Source organism: Kitasatospora sp. NPDC001159 (genome assembly GCF_053598235.1).
Genome location: NZ_JBSFJV010000041.1, coordinates 1 through 19,743 on the forward strand (window position 1 = coordinate 1; position 19,743 = coordinate 19,743).

Annotated in this window: 17 protein-coding genes; 9 read left to right on the forward strand and 8 right to left on the reverse strand. The window is 73.0% G+C overall.

The window, feature by feature from the left end; genetic code table 11:
• Positions 1-308: 308 nt before the first annotated feature.
• The gene (locus ACWC9T_RS21580; RefSeq protein WP_449822713.1) at positions 309-710 is read right to left on the reverse strand and encodes a hypothetical protein; all 402 of its coding nucleotides are present in this window, start codon (positions 708-710) and stop codon (positions 309-311) included.
• A 51-nt stretch (positions 711-761) separates the two neighbouring features.
• Between ACWC9T_RS21580 and ACWC9T_RS21585 the strand changes: the two genes are divergently transcribed.
• Entirely contained in the window at positions 762-836 is a 75-nt protein-coding gene (locus ACWC9T_RS21585) for a hypothetical protein (protein ID WP_449822708.1), read from the forward strand.
• Between the two features lie 4 nt (positions 837-840).
• On the opposite strand, the gene ACWC9T_RS21590 is transcribed toward ACWC9T_RS21585, so the two are convergent.
• The gene (locus tag ACWC9T_RS21590; protein WP_449822656.1) at positions 841-1,038 is read right to left on the reverse strand and encodes a DUF397 domain-containing protein; all 198 of its coding nucleotides are present in this window, start codon (positions 1,036-1,038) and stop codon (positions 841-843) included.
• Positions 1,039-1,236: 198 nt separating this feature from the next.
• Here ACWC9T_RS21590 and ACWC9T_RS21595 point away from each other — a divergent pair, with 198 nt between their 5' ends.
• From ACWC9T_RS21595 to ACWC9T_RS21605, 3 genes are all read left to right on the forward strand, one after another.
• Entirely contained in the window at positions 1,237-2,589 is a 1,353-nt protein-coding gene (locus tag ACWC9T_RS21595; RefSeq protein WP_449822657.1) for a TIR-like protein FxsC, read from the forward strand.
• Positions 2,590-2,701: 112 nt separating this feature from the next.
• Positions 2,702-6,709: an FxSxx-COOH system tetratricopeptide repeat protein gene (fxsT, locus tag ACWC9T_RS21600; RefSeq protein WP_449822658.1), complete on the forward strand. Its 4,008-nt coding sequence runs from the start codon at positions 2,702-2,704 to the stop codon at positions 6,707-6,709.
• Positions 6,710-6,739: 30 nt separating this feature from the next.
• Positions 6,740-7,714 carry a 2-hydroxyacid dehydrogenase gene (locus ACWC9T_RS21605; RefSeq protein ID WP_449822659.1) on the forward strand — a complete coding sequence of 325 codons (975 nt, stop codon included), beginning with the start codon at positions 6,740-6,742 and terminating at the stop codon, positions 7,712-7,714.
• Between the two features lie 13 nt (positions 7,715-7,727).
• On the opposite strand, the gene ACWC9T_RS21610 is transcribed toward ACWC9T_RS21605, so the two are convergent.
• The 3 genes from ACWC9T_RS21610 to ACWC9T_RS21620 form a co-directional block, all read right to left on the reverse strand.
• Positions 7,728-8,582: an alpha/beta fold hydrolase gene (locus ACWC9T_RS21610; RefSeq protein ID WP_449822709.1), complete on the reverse strand. Its 855-nt coding sequence runs from the start codon at positions 8,580-8,582 to the stop codon at positions 7,728-7,730.
• A gap of 22 nt (positions 8,583-8,604) precedes the next feature.
• Positions 8,605-9,513, reverse strand: coding sequence for a DUF4231 domain-containing protein (locus ACWC9T_RS21615; protein WP_449822660.1), 909 nt, complete (start codon positions 9,511-9,513; stop codon positions 8,605-8,607).
• Between the two features lie 197 nt (positions 9,514-9,710).
• Complete coding sequence (locus ACWC9T_RS21620) at positions 9,711-10,475, reverse strand: SIS domain-containing protein (RefSeq protein WP_449822661.1); 765 nt, start codon at positions 10,473-10,475, stop codon at positions 9,711-9,713.
• A 221-nt stretch (positions 10,476-10,696) separates the two neighbouring features.
• Here ACWC9T_RS21620 and ACWC9T_RS21625 point away from each other — a divergent pair, with 221 nt between their 5' ends.
• Positions 10,697-11,389 (forward strand): metal-dependent transcriptional regulator, encoded by a 693-nt coding sequence (locus ACWC9T_RS21625; protein WP_449822662.1) that lies wholly within the window; start codon positions 10,697-10,699, stop codon positions 11,387-11,389.
• Between the two features lie 374 nt (positions 11,390-11,763).
• On the opposite strand, the gene ACWC9T_RS21630 is transcribed toward ACWC9T_RS21625, so the two are convergent.
• Positions 11,764-12,468: a bifunctional DNA primase/polymerase gene (locus tag ACWC9T_RS21630; protein WP_449822663.1), complete on the reverse strand. Its 705-nt coding sequence runs from the start codon at positions 12,466-12,468 to the stop codon at positions 11,764-11,766.
• A gap of 306 nt (positions 12,469-12,774) precedes the next feature.
• Between ACWC9T_RS21630 and ACWC9T_RS21635 the strand changes: the two genes are divergently transcribed.
• Both ACWC9T_RS21635 and ACWC9T_RS21640 read left to right on the forward strand, forming a co-directional pair.
• The gene (locus ACWC9T_RS21635; protein WP_449822664.1) at positions 12,775-14,151 is read left to right on the forward strand and encodes a transcriptional regulator; all 1,377 of its coding nucleotides are present in this window, start codon (positions 12,775-12,777) and stop codon (positions 14,149-14,151) included.
• 183 nt (positions 14,152-14,334) lie between these two features.
• Positions 14,335-15,477, forward strand: a complete 1,143-nt coding sequence (locus ACWC9T_RS21640) for a hypothetical protein (protein WP_449822665.1) — start codon at positions 14,335-14,337, stop codon at positions 15,475-15,477.
• Positions 15,478-15,529: 52 nt separating this feature from the next.
• Here the strand turns inward: ACWC9T_RS21640 and ACWC9T_RS21645 are convergent, their stop codons facing one another.
• The gene (locus ACWC9T_RS21645; protein WP_449822666.1) at positions 15,530-16,837 is read right to left on the reverse strand and encodes an ABC transporter substrate-binding protein; all 1,308 of its coding nucleotides are present in this window, start codon (positions 16,835-16,837) and stop codon (positions 15,530-15,532) included.
• Positions 16,838-17,091: 254 nt separating this feature from the next.
• On the opposite strand from ACWC9T_RS21645, the gene ACWC9T_RS21650 reads away from it, so the two are divergent.
• Together ACWC9T_RS21650 and purU are read left to right on the forward strand one after the other, a co-directional pair.
• Entirely contained in the window at positions 17,092-17,526 is a 435-nt protein-coding gene (locus ACWC9T_RS21650; protein WP_449822667.1) for an SCO4402 family protein, read from the forward strand.
• Positions 17,527-17,639: 113 nt separating this feature from the next.
• Positions 17,640-18,506 carry a formyltetrahydrofolate deformylase gene (purU, locus tag ACWC9T_RS21655; protein WP_449822668.1) on the forward strand — a complete coding sequence of 289 codons (867 nt, stop codon included), beginning with the start codon at positions 17,640-17,642 and terminating at the stop codon, positions 18,504-18,506.
• A gap of 38 nt (positions 18,507-18,544) precedes the next feature.
• Here purU and ACWC9T_RS21660 read toward each other — a convergent pair whose 3' ends face one another.
• Positions 18,545-19,741: a zf-HC2 domain-containing protein gene (locus tag ACWC9T_RS21660; protein WP_449822710.1), complete on the reverse strand. Its 1,197-nt coding sequence runs from the start codon at positions 19,739-19,741 to the stop codon at positions 18,545-18,547.
• Positions 19,742-19,743: the final 2 nt, after the last annotated feature.

Consider the following 19,743-nt stretch of genomic DNA (forward strand, 5'->3'; position numbering starts at 1 on the left):
TTTCCCTTGTTTTCGCGCGTGGGTTGTGGTTTCCCGGCGGCCGCGGGCCTGGGGTCAGGCGACGAAGTGGTCGAACTCGCCGGCCTTGGCGCCGTTGATCCAGGCGTTGAGCTTGGTGCGGGTGGTGGTGACGGTGGTGGGGCTCCGAGCGGTTCAGGGGGCGGCACACCGGGGAATAGGTGCCAACTGTGGCACGCGAGCCCCGTCCGTCGAGCGGGGCCCGCGCCGGGGACGAGGTGAGGGCCTCAGGCCACAGGTTCCAGCCGCAACCGCTGGACCGGCCAGGGCGGCGGCTCGGCCGGGCCAAACTAGAGGCGGACGTCCTCGCCGGTGCGGACGGGGAGGCGGGGGAAGTCGTTCTCGGCGTGCTCGGTGTGGTGCAGGGCTTGGTCCGGGCCCAGATGGCAAGCGGCGTAGGCGTCGAAGGAGGCCTCGTCGACGGGGTGGCAGATGGTGGCGAGCACCTCGCGGCCGCCCGGAAGAGGCGTGAAGCCGGGGCCGCGCAGCAGCAGGACGTCATCGCTGTCGACCATGGTGGCGTTGGCCGCGTCGCGGTGCGCGTGCCAGACCGGGCCGCTGTAGAAGGCCTCGAGCGAGCGGCGGCGCTCGGGCATGGAGGGGAAGGCGCGCAGCCAGACGAAGCGGTCCGGGTCGTCCAGGTCGCGGAAGCGGCCGCCGACGGTGATGCCCACCGCCCGCTGGCCGGTCACGAACTCCCGCTCGAAGATCGATCGTTCCTGCGCCTCGGCGCCGACGTCGAGGTGCTCGAACCGGCCGAACTCCGCGACCGCATCGCCGAGACGGCCCGGGCGCTGGCCGTCCGCTACCGGCGGTGAGGGGTCAGAGGCCGACGAAGTGGTCGAACTCGCCGTCCTTGGCGCCCAGGATCCAGGCGTTGAGCTTGGTGCGGGTGGTGGTGACGACGAGGTCGGGGTTGTCGGACTCGCGGATGTAGACGAGGTCGCCCTCGGAGGCGATCTCAAGGCAGTTGGTGTTGGTGCCGCTGAAGCTCGACCTCTGCCAGTTGAGCTGGTCCATGGAGGCTCCTCCCTGATAGTTCGCGGTGGCCGAAACGAGGGTACTGCTCAACGACGAGCGCAGCGGCATCGTTTCGGTCATGTCAATTCGTGCGAGTCGTTGTGCTATTCCATTGGGGTGTCAGTCGTTCCTACACTGAAGCCCCGCCGCACGGGGGCTGCGGGAACCAGGTTGCCGACGGGCCCGGGGGAGGCACGTGTGACTGACCGGGGCTGGGACGAGGACGACGCCCGGCCGTACTTCTTCCTCTCCTACGCGCACACTCCGAAGTCCGGTGCGCGGGGCGCAGGCGATCCGAACCACTGGGTCAGGCAGCTGTACCGGGACCTGTGCGAGGCGGTGCTGCAACTCACCACCGCCCCGGCCGGGGTGCCGGTCGGGTTCATGGACGAGTCCATGCACCAGGGCGAGTTGTGGGCCGAACGGCTGTCCGAGGAGTTGGCGAGCTGTCGGGTGTTCGTACCGCTGTACTCGCCCCGGTACTTCAACAGCGTGCCGTGCGGTCAGGAGTGGCACGCCTTCACCCGCCGCCCGGTCTATCCGGCGACCATCGACGCCGAGCGCACCAGCGGCATCGTCCCGGTGCTGTGGGCGCCGATGAGCCGCTACCGGCTGCCCAAGGTGGCCAGTGAACTGCAGTTCAACCACGCCAGTTTCGGGCCCGACTACGCCACCGAGGGCCTGTACGCGCTGATGAAGCTGACCTACTTCCGCTCCGCCTACGAGCTGGCCGTGCACCGGCTGGCGGCGCGGATCGTGCAGGTGGCGGAGGAGACGGTGATCCCGGTCGGGCGACGGCTGGAGTTCAACGGGCTCCCCAGCGCCTTCAACGTGACCGCCCCGACCAAGCAGCTGCGGATCTCCGTACTCACCTACCACCAGGGTGAGTTGCCGTCGGACCGCAACCCCGACTTCTACGGCGCCAAGCGCAGCGACTGGCACCCCTACCGTCCGGCCGGTTCACCGATCGCGCAGCACGCGGTGCGCCTGGCACGGCAGTTGGGGTTCCAACCGACCGTCCACGAGTTCGACGACGAGGTCGAGTCCATCATCGAGGGAAACGCCGAGGCCCCCGGGCTGCTGCTGCTGGACCGGTGGGCGCTGCGCGACCCGCGCCGCCGTGAGCTGGTCCGCCGCTTCGACCGCTCCGACGCCACCTGGGTGAGCGTGCTGGAGCCGTGGAACACCGACGACCGGGAGTGCCTCGAACACGACGGAGAGTTCAGCGGGTTGAGCGACCAGACGCTGCGCAAGACCCGGCGCGCGGGCCGCCCCAGCTTCCTCGGGGTGACCGGCCCGACCGGACTGAACACCCTGGAGGACTTCGACGACGCGTTGCCCCGGGCGGCGATGAAGGCCAAGTACGCCTTCGAGGGCCGCACCAGGGCCGAACCGGAGGAGCCGCCGGCTCCCCGGCCGAGCCTGCGGGAGGCCTTCCGGCGAGGGCCGAGTCCCTACGGTCCGGACGACTTCGAGGAGGGCGGGCACAGGGTGGAACCGTACGGGCCCGAACCCCACGACCCCGACCATGACGACCGCAACGCACCGTGACGACCGCAACGCACCGTGACGACCGCAACGCAGCGCACCGCACCGCACCGCACCGTGACGACGGCGATGACCCCGATGACGGGATGGCGCCCCTGGGAGGACGAGGAAATCGATGAGTGAGAACCGCACCAGGAACCTCCGCCTCGGCGGCCTCACCGCCGCCGACCTCGCCGCCCAGCGCGAGGCCGAGCGGCAGGGCGCGGAGCAGGACCGCAACGGCCGGATCATCACCTTCTACTCCTACAAGGGCGGCACCGGCCGCACCATGGCCCTCGCCAACACCGCCTGGATCCTGGCCGCCAACGGCTTCCGCGTCCTCACCGTGGACTGGGACCTGGAGGCGCCCGGCCTGGCCAAGTTCTTCCACCCCTTCCTCGACCCGGCCTCCCTGGCCGGCACCACCGGGATGATGGACCTCATCGCCGAGTACCGGGAGGAGGCGCTGCGCCCGGTCGAGCACGCCGATGGCTGGCACCTGGACTTCGCCCGGGTGCACCCGCACGCCCTCTCGCTCACCTGGCCGCACTTCCCGGCCGGGGGCAGCCTGGACTTCCTCTCCGCGGGCCAGTTCAACCGGGACTACTCCGAGGCCGTCACCCACCTCGACTGGGACATCTTCTACGACCGCTTCGACGGCGGGCAGTTCTTCGACGCGCTCAAGGCCGACATGGCCAAGCGCTACGACTACGTGCTGATCGACTCCCGCACCGGCCTGTCCGACATCGCCGAGATCTGCACCGTGCAGATGCCCGACGACCTGGTGGTCTGCTTCACCCTCAGCGACCAGTCCATCGACGGCGCCTCCCGGATCGCCCAGCACATCCACGACCGCTACCGCGAGCGCGGCATCCGCATCCTGCCCGTCCCGATGCGCATCGACGAGGGCGAGAAGGAGAAGGCCGACGCCGGCCGCGCCCTCGCCCGGGTCCGCTTCGACGGACTGCCGTCCGGCCTGGGCGGCGACGAGCTCGCCCAGTACTGGGGCTCGGTGGAGATCCCGTACCGGCCGTTCTACGCCTACGAGGAGATCCTCGCCACCTTCGGCGACCAGACCGGCACCCCCACCTCGATGCTGGCCGCCTGCGAGCGGCTCACCTCCGTGATCACCGAGGGCCGGGTCACCGGTCTGCCGGTGATGGACGAGGAGGTACGGCTGCGCTACGTGGACGCCTTCACCCGCCGCCGCCCGTCCGTCCCCGCCGACCTGTACCTGTCCTACGTGCCCGAGGACCGGATGTGGGCGGACTGGATCGAGTCGATCCTGACCAGGGCCGGCTTCCGGGTGCTGCCGCGCGACCTCAGCGCCGGCACCGACCCGCGCGAGGAGACCGAGCGCGGCATCGACTCCGCCTACCGCACGGTCGCCGTGCTCTCGCCCGCCTACCAGCGCTCCCCGCAGGCGCGGGCGCTGTGGGAGTCGGTGGTCAGCTCCGACCCCTCCGGCACCCGCCGCCAGCTGCTGCCCGTCCGGGTCGGCGACGTCCGGCTCACCGCGCCGTTCAGCAACCGCAACCCGGTCGACCTGGTCGGCCGCGACGAGACCCAGTCGATCCAGAGCCTGCTGCGCGCGCTCGGCCGCGGCGACGCCGCGCTCGGCGACGCCCCCAGCGGCGGCCCGCGCTTCCCCGGCAGCAAGCCCTCGGTGTGGGACGTCCCGCCGCGCAACCCGTCCTTCACCGGCCGCGCCGCCGTCCTGGAGCAGTTGCGCAACCAACTGCGCGGCGGCATGGCGGCCGTGCTGCCCACCCCGCAGACCCTGTACGGGCTCGGCGGCGTCGGCAAGACCCAGGTGGCGCTGGAGTACGCCCACCGCTTCATGTCCGACTACGACCTGGTCTGGTGGATCGACGCCGAGCAGACCGAGCTGGTCGCCCCGGCGCTGGCCGAGCTCGCCCGCCGACTGGGCCTGCGGGTCGGCGACTCGGTGACCGAGGCCGCCGAGGCCGCCCGGGAGGCGCTGCGCCGCGGCGTGCCCACCTCGCGCTGGCTGCTGATCTTCGACAACGCCGACGAGCCCGCCGAGATCCGCCGCTTCTTCCCCGGCGGCTCCGGCCACATCCTGGTCACCTCCCGCAACCAGGCCTGGACCGGGCACGCCGAGGCGCTGGAGGTCGACGTCTTCACCCGCGGCGAGAGCGTCGAGCACCTGTGCCGGCGCGCCCGCAGCCTCTCCCGCCCGGACGCCGACCGGGTCGCCGAGGCGGTCGGCGACCTGCCGCTGGCCGTCGAGGTGGCCGCCGCCTGGCTGGACACCACCGGCACCCCGGTGGACACCTACGTCACCCAGCTGCACGCCGAGGCCGCCCGGGCGCTCGCCGTCGGCCGCCCCGCCGACTACCCGACGCCGGTCGCCGCGACCTGGAACGTCTCGATCGGACGGCTGCGCCAGCAGTCCCCGGCGGCGGTGCGGCTGCTGCAGCTGTGCGCCTTCTTCGCGCCCGAGCCGATCTCGATGAACCTCTTCTACAGCGACCAGATGATCCGGGCGCTGGTGAAGTTCGACGCCGACCTCAGCGACAAGTTCATGCTGGGCAAGGTGATCCAGGCGATCGGCCGGTACGCGCTGGCCAAGGTCGACGCCGGCAGCAACAGCTTCCAGGTGCACCGGCTCGTCCAGGCGGTGATCCGGGCCGGGATGACCGACGACGAGCAGGAGATCGCCGTCCACGAGGTGCACCGCATCCTCACCGGCGCCCGACCCGTCCTCGGCGACACCGACGACCCGGCCAACTGGCCCGCCTTCGACGAGATCTGGCCGCACCTGTCGCCGTCCAGGGCGCACAACTGCGACGAGGCGGACACCCGTCAGCTGCTGATCGACCGGGTCCGCTACCTCTGGAAGCGCGGCGAACTGGACCGCGCCCGCGACCTGGGCCACGCCCTGGACGCGGAGTGGACCAGCAAGCTCGGCGAGGACGACCGGCAGACCCTGCTGCTGCGCTTCCAGCTCGCCAACGTGCTCCGCTCCCAGGGCAATTACGCCGAGGCTCTGGCCCTGGACGAGTCCACCCTGGAGCGCCAGCGGGCGCTGCTCGGCGAGCACCACCCGTACACCCTGATGACGGCCGGCTCGCTGGGCGCCGACCGCCGGGCGCTCGGCCGGTTCCAGGCCGCGCTGGACCTCGACCAGGAAATCCTGGAGCAGTTCCGGGAGTTGTTCGGCGACGACAACCCGCGCACGCTCTCCATGGCGAACAACCTGGCGATCGACTACCGGCTGGTCGGCAACAGCGAGGCCGCCCGCGAACTCGATCAGGAGACCCTCGACCGGCGCACCGCCGTGCTCGGGCCCAGGCACCCCTACACCCTGTCCACCAAGTCCAACCTGGCCCGCGACCTGCGCGAACTCGGCGACTACCGCGGTTCGGTGGACCTGCTCCAGGAGGTCACCTCCGACCTCGGTGACGTGCTCGACCCGGACCTCCCGGAGAACCTGCGCAACGCCAAGTCGCTGGCGGTCTCGCTGCGCCGGATCGGCCAGCTCGCCGAGGCCCGCCGGATCACCAAGGAGACCTACGAGCGCTACCTGGAGCGGTACGGCGCCGACGCCCCCGACGCGCTGGCCTGCGCGCTCAACCTGGCCGCCGACCACAGCGCCTCGGGCGACAAGGAGGCCGCCCGGGACCTATGCGCCACCGTCTTCGAGGGCCACCGGCGGCTGTTCGGCGACGAGCACCCGTTCACCCTGGCCTGCGCCAACAACCTCGGCATCTACCTGCGCGGCAGCGGCGACGTCCAGGGCGCCATCGAGCGCGGCCGGCTCACCGTCGAGGGGCTGACCCGCTCGGTCGGGGCGGAGCACCCGTACACCCTCAACGCGGTGATCAACCTGGCCAACGCCTACGGCGACGACGGACAGATAGAGATCGCCGAGCGGCTCGGCAGGGCCGCCTACCAGGGCCTGTGCGAGCGCTACTCGCCCCAGCACCCGGACGCGGTGGCCTGCGAGGCCAACCTCGCGATCACCCTGCGGGCGGCCGGCCGGCACACCCATGCCGCGGAGCTGCGCGCGCGGGCGATCGCCGAGCTGATCCGGCAGGTCGGCGAGGAGCACCCCAACACGGTCTCCGCGCGCGGCTGGAAGCGGATCAACCGCGACCTGGAGCCGCAGCCGGTGTGACCGGGAGGGGGCGGGGTACGCTCCGGAGCCATGGAAGCCATGAGCGCGACCCCGCCCCCGGTCCTGGTCACCCGGCGCCTCGCGCCCGGCGTCATCGAACGGCTCACCGCGCACCACGCCGTGACCTGCCGCGACACCGACGAGGAGATGGACCGCGCCGAGCTGCTCGACGCCGTCCGCGGCCGGCGGGCCGTGCTCACCACCCTGAACAACCGGGTGGACGCCGAGTTCCTGGACGCGGCGGGCCCGCAGCTGGAGATCGTCGCCAACCACGCGGTGGGCTTCCACAACATCGACCTGGCCGCCTGCGCCGAGCGCGGCGTGGCGGTCTCCAACACCCCAGGGGTGCTCACCACCGCCACCGCCGAGACGACCTGGGCGCTGCTACTGGCCGCCACCCGCCGGCTCGGCGAGGGCGAACGCCTGCTGCGCTCGGGCACGCCCTGGACCTGGGCGCCGAACTTCCTGCTCGGCCTGGAGCTGGCCGGCACCCCGCTGGGCATCCTCGGCATGGGTCGGATCGGGCAGGCGGTGGCCCGCCGGGCCCGCGCCTTCGACATGCCGGTGAGCTACCACAACCGCCGCGAACTGCAGCCCGGGCAGGCCGAGGGCGCCGAGTGGAAGCCGCTGGAGGAACTGCTCGCCACCTCCACCGTGCTGGTCGTCACCTGCCCGTGCACCGAGGAGACCCGGCACCTGTTGGACGCCCGCCGGCTGGCGATGCTGCCGCGCGGGGCGGTGGTGGTCAGCATGACCGCCGGCGTGGTGGACGAGGAGGCACTGGCCGCCGCGCTGGAGTCCGGGGCGCTGTTCGCCGCCGCCGTGGACAACTTCGAGCACGAACCCGACGTCCCGGCCGCGCTGCTCGCCCAGGATCGCGCGGTGCTGGTCCCGCACCTGGGCAGCGCCACCGTCCGCACCCGGCAGGCGATGGGCGGCCTCGCGGTGGACAACATCGTGGCCGTACTGGGCGGGGGCGAACCCTTGACCCCGGTGAAGGCCTAGCCGCGCCCTGGTCCTAGCCGGCCGCCCACGCCAGGGCGGTGGTCATCACCCGGAACGCCCCGAAGTGCGCCGCCCCGGGCTCCAGGAACAGTTCGGAGCCCGGGATGTGGTCGGCCAACCAGCGGGAGTGGTCGACCGGCGAGAACTGGTCGTCGGCGCCGTGCCAGAGCCAGGTCGGCACCCGGATCGAGTCGACCTCGAACCCCCACTCGGCGGTGAAGGCCAGCATGTCGTCGATCCAGCCGTCCGCGCCGTGCCGGAACGCCTCCCGGTAGTTGCTCTGCAGCATCTGCCGCAGCCCGCTGTCCGCCACCACCTCCCGGTCGGCGGGGGAGAGTTCGGTGCGCAGCCCGTTCAGCAGCCGGACCGGGTCGTCCTTGATCTGCCGGGAGCGGAACTCCATCGCGTCGGCGATCCGGCTGTGCCCGCGGTCCGCCTCCCGGTAGGCGCGGACGTTGGACGGGGTCATCCCGGCGTACCAGTCCAGGCCGGTCGCGTCGCGCGGCGCCAGACCCACCAGCACCGCGACCCGGCTGACCCGCTCCGGCAGCAGCGCCGCGCAGGCCAGCGCGTGCGGGCCGCCGCCGGAGCGGCCCAGCACCGCGAAGCCGTCCAGCCCCAACTCGTCGGCGATGGTGCGGACATCGGCTGCCGCGTGGGCCACCCGACGGCCGAGCAGCCGGGTGGAGTCGCCGTAGCCGGGCCGGTCGTAGGAGATCAGCCGCACCCCCAGCCGGTACAGCACGGTGCTGCGCGGGTGCGGCCCGACCCGGCTGCCGGGCATGCCGTGCAGCAGGAACACCGGACGGCCGCGCGGGTCGCCGAGGGACTCGACGGCGAGGGCGCGGCCGTCCACCGTTTTGACCATCCGTAACGCCACGCGTTCCTCCTCAGAGCTCCCGGTCGGTGGTGGTGCGCACCTCCCGGCGGGCCTGCCAGGTGGTGTGCTCACGGGACACCGCGTCCTCGGCGTCCCGGGCGAGCCGGGCCCAGATCTCCTCGGCGTCCGCCGACTCCAGGTCCAGCCGGGCGAGTTGGCTCCGGATCAGCTCCAGCTCGTCGGCCGCCAGCCCGTACGCGGCGGCCAGGGGGCGGTACTGGCGCAGTTGCGCCCAGGCGGTGACCGAGGCGGCCACCGCCGAGACCGTGCCCAGCGCGTCGTAGGTGAACGCGCCGAGCGCCCGCAGCACCGCCAGCACCAGGCCCAGCGCCGGCAGCAGCACGCCCAGCACGCCGGTCCAGTGCCCGGCCCGGGCGCAGTAGCGGGACTTGCTGCGGTACCAGTCGTGCTGCACCCGGATCCGCTCGTTCAGGTACACCTCGCGGCGCACCGCCAGCGGCTGGTCGCGCAGGTCGCGCATGGCCTCCGTGATCCCGGCGAGCTCCACCTCCGAGGCCGGTACGGCCACCGGGCTGTCCCGGAAGGCGCCCAGCACCCGGGCGAGCTGGAAGCGGTACAGGCCCTCGGCGTCCGGCAGGCTGCGCGGCGGCGGCTGGTAGGCGTCGGCCCGGACGGCGAACTTCCAGGCCAGCGTCTTCACCGATTCGGCGGCGGCCCGGCCCTCGTACCAGAGGCCCTGGGGGTTCTGCCGGCTGATCACCACGGCCAGCGTCATCGCGCCGAGGTACGCCCCGGCCGCCGGCCAGGCCCAGGGCTCGCCGTCGGCCGAGCCGGTCGCCGCGGCGATCAGCAGCAGGAGCAGTTCCCAGGCGGAGAGCAGCACCGCGCGGCGCTGGCCGCGCAGCGAGGCCGCGTCGGCGGCCCAGAAGAACCCGGGCAGCAGCTCGCGCTCACACACCCACCCGGTCCGTTCCGCACCAGACGCCATGTTCGGCCCCCACCCGTCGCTCCGGTCGCACCGCTCTCCTGCCCCGGGCGGCTTCCCGGTACGCCTCACAAGCCCCGGGGCCGCCCGCAATGGCCGGGAAGCCCCGCTGGTTTGTCCGGTACGCCCCGTGTTCGGGTCGGCACCCAGCGTGTGCCGACGGGTGCGGCTCAGTAGGTGTAGAGGATGCGCTCGGCGTTCTCGGCCATCTGCTCGGCGTTCCACTCGGTGCCGCCCGGGACGTTGCCGGAGCGGAACAGCGGCGGGGCGGGGGCGTCCCCGGCGGCGGCCCGGTCGGCCAGCCGGCCGACCGCGGAGGCGACCACGGCCTGCATCAGCGCGCTGGTCACGATGGTGGAGACCGGGCCGAAGGAGGTCTCGGCGCCCGGGTGGGTCAGCTCGCCGTCGCCGACCGCGACCTTGCTGTCCAGCACCACGTCGCAGTGGTCCTTCAGATAGGTGCCGGAGGGGTGGGCCGAGGGCACCTCGCCCGGGTAGGCCAGCGAGGTCACCCCGATCACCTTCAGGCCGCGGTCCCGGGCGTACCGGGCCAGCTCGACCGGCATCACCTGGCGGCCGGACAACGAGATCAGGAACAGCAGGTCCCCGGCGGTCGCCGGGGTGAGGTCCAGGGTGGCGGTGGCCAGCCCGGAGACCCGCTCCAGGGCGCTGGCCAGCGGCGCGGGCATCATCGTCACCCCGGCCATCCCGGGCACGTTCAGCAGGTTCATCGGGACCAGCCCGCCGGCCCGGTAGACCACGTCCTGGGCCGGCAGCGAGGAGTGCCCGGCGCCGAAGGCGAACACCCGGCGCCCCCCGGAGATCGCCTCGGCCAGCAGGGCGGCGGCGGCCTCGATGGTGTCGGCCTCCTCCTCGCGGACCCGCTTCAGGTGGTCGATCGCGGCATCGAAGTACCTGCCGACCAGGTCGTTCATCGGTTGCCTTCGCTCTCTGCCGGTGGGGGCGCCGGCCGGGTGGGGCGGCCGGGGTGGTCCAGACCGCCAGTGGAGAAAGCTACGGCGAGCACGGTCGCGCCCCGGCGGCACCGCTGTCAACAGGAACGAAAACCGGTACCGGAACCCCCCGGGCGGGCCCGCTCGTCGGTGCGGTACGTCAGAATTGGCGGTGAGGACACCGAAGAACGGAGCCAGCGGCGATGTCTGGGCTGATCGACACCACTGAGATGTACCTTCGCACCATCCTGGAACTGGAGGAAGAGGGCATCGTCCCGATGCGCGCCCGGATCGCCGAGCGACTGGAGCAGAGCGGTCCCACGGTCAGCCAGACGGTCGGAAGGATGGAGCGCGACGGGCTGCTCCAGGTCGCGGGGGACCGCCACCTCGAACTCACCGAGGAGGGCCGCCGGCTCGCGGTGCGCGTCATGCGCAAGCACCGCATCGCCGAGTGCCTGCTCGTCGACGTGATCGGCCTGGAGTGGGAGCAGGTGCACGAGGAGGCCTGCCGCTGGGAGCACGTGATGAGCGAGACGGTCGAGCGCAAGGTGCTCGCCATGCTCGGCCACCCGACCCAGTCCCCGTACGGCAACCCGATCCCGGGCCTGGACGAGCTGGGCGACACCAAGGCCGAGGGGGAGGGCTTCGACGCCGCGCTCGTCCCGCTGGACTCCGTCAAGCCGGGCGAGGCCGGGGCCGACGTGGTGGTCCGCCGGATCGGCGAGCCGATCCAGACCGACAGCGAGCTGATGAGCACCCTGCGCCGGGCCGGCGTCCGGCCGGGCTCCACGGTCAAGGTGAGCACCGGTGTGGCCGGTGTGCTGGTCGGCACCGGGGACAACGCGGCGGAGCTGGGCAAGGACATCGCCCAGCACGTCTTCGTCGCCCAGGCCTGAGAACGATCGGGGCCCGCTGCTCCCCGTGCAGCGGGCCCTTCCCGTCCTCCCCGGTTCCCTCCCGGTTCCCCTCCGTCCCCTCCGCTCCCTCCCGGTTCCCCTCCATCCGCCTCGCCCGGCTTCCCCGTCCGAGCGACCCTTCCGGCGTCCCCTCACACCGCAATTCCTCCCCTCGGCCGATCACGGCAATCCTTGAGCGCTGTCACTCGTACGAGGGGCTTTTTCGGTTGACCAGCGGGTAGACCCGGGTCTTATCCGCACATGCGTGTGACGGGCCCCGCCTCCGGTGGGAGACAAGGCCCGTCACTCGCGCGCGGGGTGTCGCGCGGTGCACGCCCTCACCCGATCGGGCGCAGGGCGGCAGGATCCTGTGGTCAGACCCCGGCCGGCTGGGCGGCCTGGACGTGGTGCGAGGGCGCCTCGCGGCCGCACGCGTAGGCGAGCGGGCTGATCAGCTCGGTGGCGTCCGGCAGCCAGCGGTTGAGCGCGGACGGGGAGCGGGCCCACTGGGCGTAGCCGGTGGAGCCGATCCGGGACGGCGGGGCGACCGTCCAGTCCCCCTCGCCGCGGGCGACCAGGTCCAGCCGCCCTTGCGGCCAGCCCAGCTTGCGGAGCATCTCCGGCAGCTTGGCCGCGACCCCGGGCAGCACCAGGAAGTGCAGCCGCCGCCCCAGCCGGCCGGGCGAGGCGGGCAGCACCGCGACCGGGCCGAGCTGGAGGTCCATCCGCTCCATCCGGGCCAGCGCCAGGCACCCGGCGGTCTCCGGGACGTCCAGGACGTCGAAGGACCGGCCGGTGGGCAGCAGGATCGAGGCCTTGGGCCGTTCGGTCCACCAGCGTCGTACCGCGCCCGGCCCGGCGCTCGCCTTGCGGGCCCAGTCCGCGTCCAGCGGGTGGGCGCCCGGCAGCGCGCAGCGCAGGTCGCCGCAGGAGCAGCGGGCGGGCCCGTCGCCGTCGATCAGCCAGGCGCCCGGGGCCACCTCCCAGTGGCGGTTCTCGGCGTAGTTGACGGCTTCGATCAGCAGTGGGGGCAGGTCGGCGTTCTTGTCCTGGCCGGGGGCGTCGGGGGTGTCTTCCACGCGCTGCTCAACTACCGTGCGTGAGGCTGGTTACGGCCCGGTGGGACCCGGTCGGCCGCATCCGGGCAATGTCACCCGAACCGGTGACTCAACCGAGTTGGGGCGGGCGGAGGCGGGCGCAGCGGGGGCGCATGGAAGCATTTCCCAGGGCGCGTGGGGGGTGCGGTTCGTCACCGTGGGTATCCCGCTGGCGTTGCTGATCGCTAACCTGGTGTCAGATTCCTTGGACGGTCGGACAGTCGGCAACAGATCAGCAGAATCGTCGCCCGCCGGCCGGGGCCGGAGGGTGTGGGGAGGCGAAGCCCAATGGCCGCGAGACCACTCGTCGCACGACAGCCCAACGAGCGTCTGCAGCAACTGATCCAGGAGGCCAGCTGCTCCAACGCCGGTCTGGCCCGCAGGGTCAACCTGTGCGGCGCGGAGCACGGTCTGGACCTGCGCTACGACAAGACCTCCGTGGCCCGCTGGCTGCGCGGTCAGCAGCCGCGCGGGCAGGCGCCGGCCGTGATCGCCGAGGCCCTGGGCCGCAAGCTCGGCCGCAGCGTGTCGGTCGAGGAGATCGGCATGGCCGACGGCAAGAACCTCAGCTCCGGCATCGGGCTGCAGTTCGCGCCGACCCTGAACGCGGCCCTGGAGCAGGTGTGTGAGCTGTGGCGCAGTGACGTCGGCCGGCGGGACTTCCTGACCGGGGCGACGGTCGCCGCCTCCGCCCTGGTGGAGCCCAGCCGGGACTGGCTGATCACCCCGCCCGACCCGGTGGTGGCGCGCACCGGCGGCCCCCGGGTCGGCCCGACCGACGTGGCCGCGATCAGGGCCACCACCGTGATGCTGGTCGACCTGGACCACCGCTTCGGCAGCGGGCACGTCCGCCCGGTGGTCGTGCACTACCTCAACTCGGTGGTCTCCGGCCTGCTCGGCGGTGCCTACCGGGAGGAGACCGGACGCCAACTCTTCGCCGCGGTGGCCCGGTTGACCGAGCTGGCCGGCTACATGGCGGTGGACACCGGGCAGCCCGGGCTGGCCCAGCGCTACTACATCCAGGCCCTGCGGCTGGCCCAGGCCGCCGACGACCGGGGCTACGGCGGCTACGTGCTGGCCGCCTCGATGAGCCACCTGGCGGCCACCCTCGGCAACCCGCGGGAGATCGCCCAGCTCGCCCGCGCCGCCCAGGAGGGCGCCCGGGCGGTGGCCACCCCGACGGCGATGGCGATGTTCTACGCCGCCGAGGCCCGCGGCCACGCCCTGCTCGGCGACGCCCGCTCCTGCGAGGCGGTGTCGGCCAAGGCGCTGGAGATGATGGAGAAGCGCCGCCCGGAGGACGATCCGGACTGGATCGCCCACTTCGACGACGCCTACCTCGCCGACGAGCTCGCCCACTGCCACCGGGACCTGGAGCAGGCCGGTCCGGCCGAGCACTACGCCCGCCGGGCGCTCGACCTGCATCCGCCGACCCGGGTCCGCCGCCGCGCGGTGGACCTCGTACTGCTCGCCACCGCCCAGCTCCAGCAGCGTGACCTGGAGCGCGCCTGCGAGACGGGCACCCAGGCGGTGCGCCTGCTGAGCGGGCTGCGTTCCAACCGGGGCGTGGAGTACCTGGACGAGTTCCGGCGCAGGCTGGAGCCCTACCGGGAGCAGCGGGTGGTGCGCGAGTTCCACGCCCGGGCGGACGCGGAGGCGGCATAGCAATGGCGGGAGGACCCTGAGACCGTCCGTGCAGGGAGCGTGTGGGATCGTCCCGCCCACGTGGTCACCCGGTGAGGCGAACCGGTAGCGTGGGCGCGACGTCCAAGGAACTGTGATGCTCCCAAGAACCGACGAGATGTGGTCCGCCGTCAGCGCGCGGTCCGGCCCAGGTGAGGAATCGCGTTGAGCCAGCGCCGCTCGTACCCCAACTCGGGTGACTTCAACCTGGACGATCTGTTCCGCCCGGAGCCCGGCCAGCCCCAGGGCCAGCCGGGCTATCCGCAGGGCCCCACGGCCGTGCCGCCGGTCGGACAGCCGTCCGGGCAGCCGGAGTACCTCGGCGACGGCGCACACGCGATGCCGACCCAGGCCGTGCCCGCCCAGCAGCCCCCGTGGGGCGCCGCGCCGCAGCCGGGTTACGCCCCCCAGCCCGGTTACGGCAGCCCGCAGCCCGAGGCCCCGGAGACCCAGCACCTGCCGCCGTACCCGGGCGGAGACCCGCAGGCCGGCGGCTACGCGGTGCAGCAGCCCGGGTACGGCGTTCCGCCGCAGACCGCGCCCGGCTACCAGGGCTACGCGCCGCAGCCGCAGCAGCCGGCCTATCCCGCGCAGGGCTACGGCCAGGAGACCTACGCGCCGGACCCGGACGCCACCCAGGGCGGCGGCTCCGCCCGTGGCGGCCGCCCGTCCAACAAGCTGATCATCGGCGGTGTGGTGGCGGGCTGCGCGGCGGCCGGCGTGCTGGTCGCCGTCCTGATGGGCGGCGGCGGTAACGACACCAAGGGCGGCCAGAAGACCGCCCCGGTGGCCGCCACCGGCAGCACCGCCCCCGGCACCGCGAGCGCGTCCGGCTCCGGCGCCGCGGCCGACTCGGACGTCAAGGCCCAGGCGCAGCCGCTGTCCGACCTGCTGGGCACCGCGAGCGACAGCCGCAGCTCGGTGGTCTCGGCGGTCGCCTCGGTGCAGAAGTGCGACAAGCTCCCCGAGTCGCAGCAAGCGCTGGCCGCGGCGGCCGGCAAGCGGCGCGAGCTGCAGAGCAAGCTCGGCCAGCTGAAGACCGACAAGCTCCCCGGCGGCCAGCAGCTGGTCGACCAGCTCAACGCCGCCTGGACGGCCTCGGCCCAGGCCGACGACGAGTACGCGGCGTGGGCGACCGACGCCCAGTCCTCCTGCGACCCGAAGAAGCCGGACACCGGCAACCAGCACTACAAGAACGCCGTCCAGGCCAGCGGCACTGCGACCACGGCGAAGAAGCAGGCCTCGACCCTGTGGAACGCGATCGCCACCCAGGCCGGGCTGCCCAGCCGCAGCGACGGCGACCTGTAGGCCCTGGGCGCTGCACGACGCCGACGGGCGGGCCACCGGGCCGCCCGCCCGGTCAGGCCGGGGGACGGCCCCCGGTGAGCACCCAGCGGACGTCCACGAAGCCCGGCTGCTGCAGGGTCATCCTGCCGTTCTTGACCACCTGGTAGGTGACCCAGGTGTTCACCAGCCGCGGCGACTCGGTGCTGGGCAGCATGTTGGTGGTGCCCCAGTTCAGCGGCGGGGTGAGGCCCACGTCGATGCCCTCGCCGCTGTCCAGCAGCGCGGTGATCGTCTTCGCGGTGGTCGGCTTGCCGGCCGCCGACAGCTTCTCGGACACCGACCGGAACACCTCGTAGGCGACCCAGGTGGTCTGCACGCCGGGGTCGGAGACGTCGATGGTCCGCCCGCCGGTGGTGTCGGAGCGCACCACCCCGCGCAGCCCGTCCCAGGTCTTGGCCGACTCCGGCGGGTACCAGCTGGTGACGTACGCGCCGGCCAGCGGGCCGGTGTCGCCGCCGGTGGAGTCGACCACCGACTGCTGGACGCTGCCGATCACCGAGGCGATCCGGGTGTTCCTCGGGTTCTGCCGCCGGTAGGAGTCCAGCAGGTTGCCGGTCGGCTCGGCGGCCAGGGCGCTGGTGATGCAGTTGCCCGGGTCGTCCTTGCCGATGGCCTTGCGGACCACCTGGGTGTAGTCCGAGGACTGCTCGGGCGCCTTGACGTCCAGTAGCTTGATGCCGGCCGGCTTGAGCGCGTTGCCCAGGTAGCCGAGCAGGCTGTCGCCGGCCGGGGTGTCCGGGCGGACCAGCGAGACGGCCTTGCAGCCCGCCTCGACCAGCTGGCGGCCGCTGCCGGCGATCAGTGCGGGCATCCCGCCGTCCACCGGGTAGGACAGCGGGCTGGAGAACTCGGGCTGGGACAGGCCGTACCCGCCGATCAGCGGGATGCCGGCGCGCTCCAGCACCGGCATGAAGGCGTCGCCCCACTGGCTGTAGGAGCCGATCACGGCGACCGCCTTGGCGTCCACCGCCTGCTGGGCGCAGGCCTTGGCGCCGTCCGCCCGGTTGTGCTCGTTGCAGGTGATCACGCGCAGCCGGTGGCCGTTCAATCCGCCCTTGAGGTTGACGTCCTGGCCGATCGCCTCGGCGAGCGCGGTCATGCCCGGGCGGTCCGCCGAGCCGGTGCCGGACGGGGCCCAGGTCATCACCGTCAGGTCGTCGGCAGCGGTGGAGGCATCGGCCGGTCCGCCGCACGCGGAGGCCGAGAAGAGGGTGGGGAGCAGGGCCGCGGCGGTTGCCGCGGCGGCGATCGGGCGCCGGCGCCGGCGGCGGCGTCCGGCGATCGGGGGACGGGCCTGGGACGAGTCCCTTCGACTGGTCATCGGTCTTCCCTCTCTGGGCGCCATCCGGCGCACCGGAACCAGCCAAGCCCCGGCGCCACAAGCCGAGAGGGCCGAAATGGGAACGGTCGGCAAACGGCGGCTGAACTCCGGAGAGGTACGCGTGTAGATCGCGAGTGGAGTACGAACAGACGGGGAACGTACGATCGTTCACCATGTCCGCCAGCACAGATTCTTCGCACAGGTCCGCCCGAAACCCTTCTCGTCCGGGCCACCGCTCCAGCACGATGGGCGGCATGCCCCTCAACGACCTGCCCTGGTGGCGCTGGCGAGCCCGACTGCGCTCGGCGCTGCACATGCTGTCCGACCCCGGCTTCCAGCAGGAGACCTGGCTGGCCGGCCGTGAGGGCTTCGGCGACGTGACCGACGCCGTCTACCGGCTGGTCGAGGACACCTGGCTGGACCGCTGGTCCGCCGAGAAGTACGTGGGCACGATCTTCCGCGACTCCGCCGAGGCCGCCCTGGTCGACGTCGCGGTGCTGCGGGCCGTGCAGATGCTGCACGAGGTCGGTGCGGACGCCCCGGCCTCCGCCTACCTCGGCCACCCCGGCTGGCCGGAGACCGTCCGGGCCGCCCGCGAGGCGCACGTCGCGCTGGCCGTCGGCGACGGGGACGACCCGGACGCGGCGCCCAAGTCACTGGACGTGCTGCGCATCCTGACCCAGGTATGAGACCTCCCACCGGGCAGTGCCGTCCCGCAGTACGGGCAGCGGGGCGGCGACTGTCCAGGATGTGACACGCTGGAGCGTCCACGCACGCACGACCTCAGGACGGGATACCCCCAGTGGAACAGCAGCCGGCCAGCGCCCAGTACGTCCTCACGCTGTCCTGCCCCGACAAGCAGGGCATCGTCCACGCTGTCTCCAGCTACCTCTTCATGACCGGCTGCAACATCATCGACAGCCAGCAGTTCGGCGACGGGGACAGCGGACTGTTCTTCATGCGGGTGCACTTCTCCGCCCCCGAGCCGGTCACCGCCGACAAGCTGCGGGCCAGCTTCGCCGCGATCGGCGCCTCCTTCGGGATGGACTGGCAGATCCACCCGACCGAGCAGCGGATGCGGATCGTCCTCATGGTCAGCAAGTTCGGGCACTGCCTGAACGACCTGCTCTACCGCACCCGGATCGGCGCGCTGCCGGTGGAGATCGCCGCGGTGGTCTCCAACCACACCGACCTCCAGGACCTGACCGAGAGCTACGGCATCCCGTTCCACCACATCCCGGTCACCAAGGACACCAAGGCCGAGGCCGAGCGGCAGCTGCTGGACCTGGTTGCCAAGGAGGACGTGGAACTGGTCGTGCTGGCCCGCTACATGCAGGTGCTCTCCGACCAGCTGTGCACCGAGCTGTCCGGCCGCGTGATCAACATCCACCACTCCTTCCTGCCGAGCTTCAAGGGCGCCAAGCCCTACCACCAGGCGCACGCCCGCGGCGTGAAGCTGATCGGCGCCACCGCCCACTACGTCACCGCCGACCTCGACGAGGGCCCGATCATCGAGCAGGAGGTGGCCCGGGTCACCCACGACGTCAGCCCGGACCAGCTGGTCGCGCTCGGCCGGGACGTCGAGTGCCAGGCGCTGGCCCGCGCGGTCAAGTGGCACAGCGAGCACCGGGTGCTGCTGGACGGGACCCGCACGGTCGTCTTCGCGTAGCCCCGGTCAAGGCCTTACGGCGTTACGGCCTTACGGCGTTACGGCCGCGACAGCAGCGGCAGCGCGTGCAGCACCTCGCGCACCGCGGCCCGGTCACCGTGCTCGCCCACCGGCAGCCGGTCCGGGTCGCGGTGCGCGGCGGCCAGCTGGCACAGCTCCAGGCCGTCCAGCACCATCGAGGCCACCGGCTCCCCACCGGGCGGGCCGGCCTCCTGGCCGTCCAGCGGCACCAGCCACTCGCCCGCCGCCGGACCGTCAACCACCAGTCGCAGCCGGCGGCCGCCCGGGTCGCTCCCGGCCGGCGCACCCGGCACCCCGGCGCGCTCGGGCCGCGCCGCGCGCAGCCCGGCCAGCGCCCGGGGGAGCAGCCGGACCACCAGCTCCACCATCTGCCGCAGGTGCTGCGGGGCCGGCGGGTCGTACGGGTAGGCCACCGCGCGGGCCACGTCCTCGCCGTGCACGAAGCACTCCAGGGCGCGGTCCACGAAGGCGTCGCGCAGCGGCAGCACCGCGAAGCCGAGGTCGACCAGGGCGCTGCCCTGCGGGGCGAGCGCGGCGCTGCGCACCAGGTCGTGGGTCTGCCGCCGCCACCGTGAGCGCACCGACTGCGGAGGCAGCCCGGCCTGGTCGGCGAGCAGCCGGGCGGTGCGCGCGGTGATCGCGGCGTACGGGCCGCCCTGCGGCGGGACCCGCGGCGCCACGGCCGCCTCCTGCGCCGGCACCCGCCGCTCGACGGCCGGGGCCGGTGCGGTCGAGGACACCGCGGGCGTGCCCGCAGCGGCCGACACCGGGTCGGGCAGACCGAGGGCGAGCGCCAGCACGCCGTCCACGGCGGTCAGCCGGCCCAGCACCTCGGCCGGGCGCAGCCGCTCGGTGCCGCCGTGCCACGGCAGTTCGGCCACCTCCTGCCACTCCTCCGGGCCGAGGTCGCGCAGCAGCACGTCGAGCTTGGCGGTCTCCGCGGTGTACGGCATCCCCCAGGCGGGGACGGGCAGTTCGGCCGGGCGGCGGGCCAGGCACCAGTCCAGCACCTGCTGGCGCAACGAGCCGGGCTGGTCCAGCGGCTCGTCCAGGGCGAGCCAGCCGGCCGCATCGCGCAGCCGGGCCGACTCCTCGGCGCACTCCGGGCAGGCGCGCAGGTGCTGCTCCAACTCGGCGGCCTCACCCGGCGGGCAGGCACCGAGGGACCAGGCGCCGAGCAGCGAGCGAAACGCGTCGTGCTGCTCCTCGGACATGT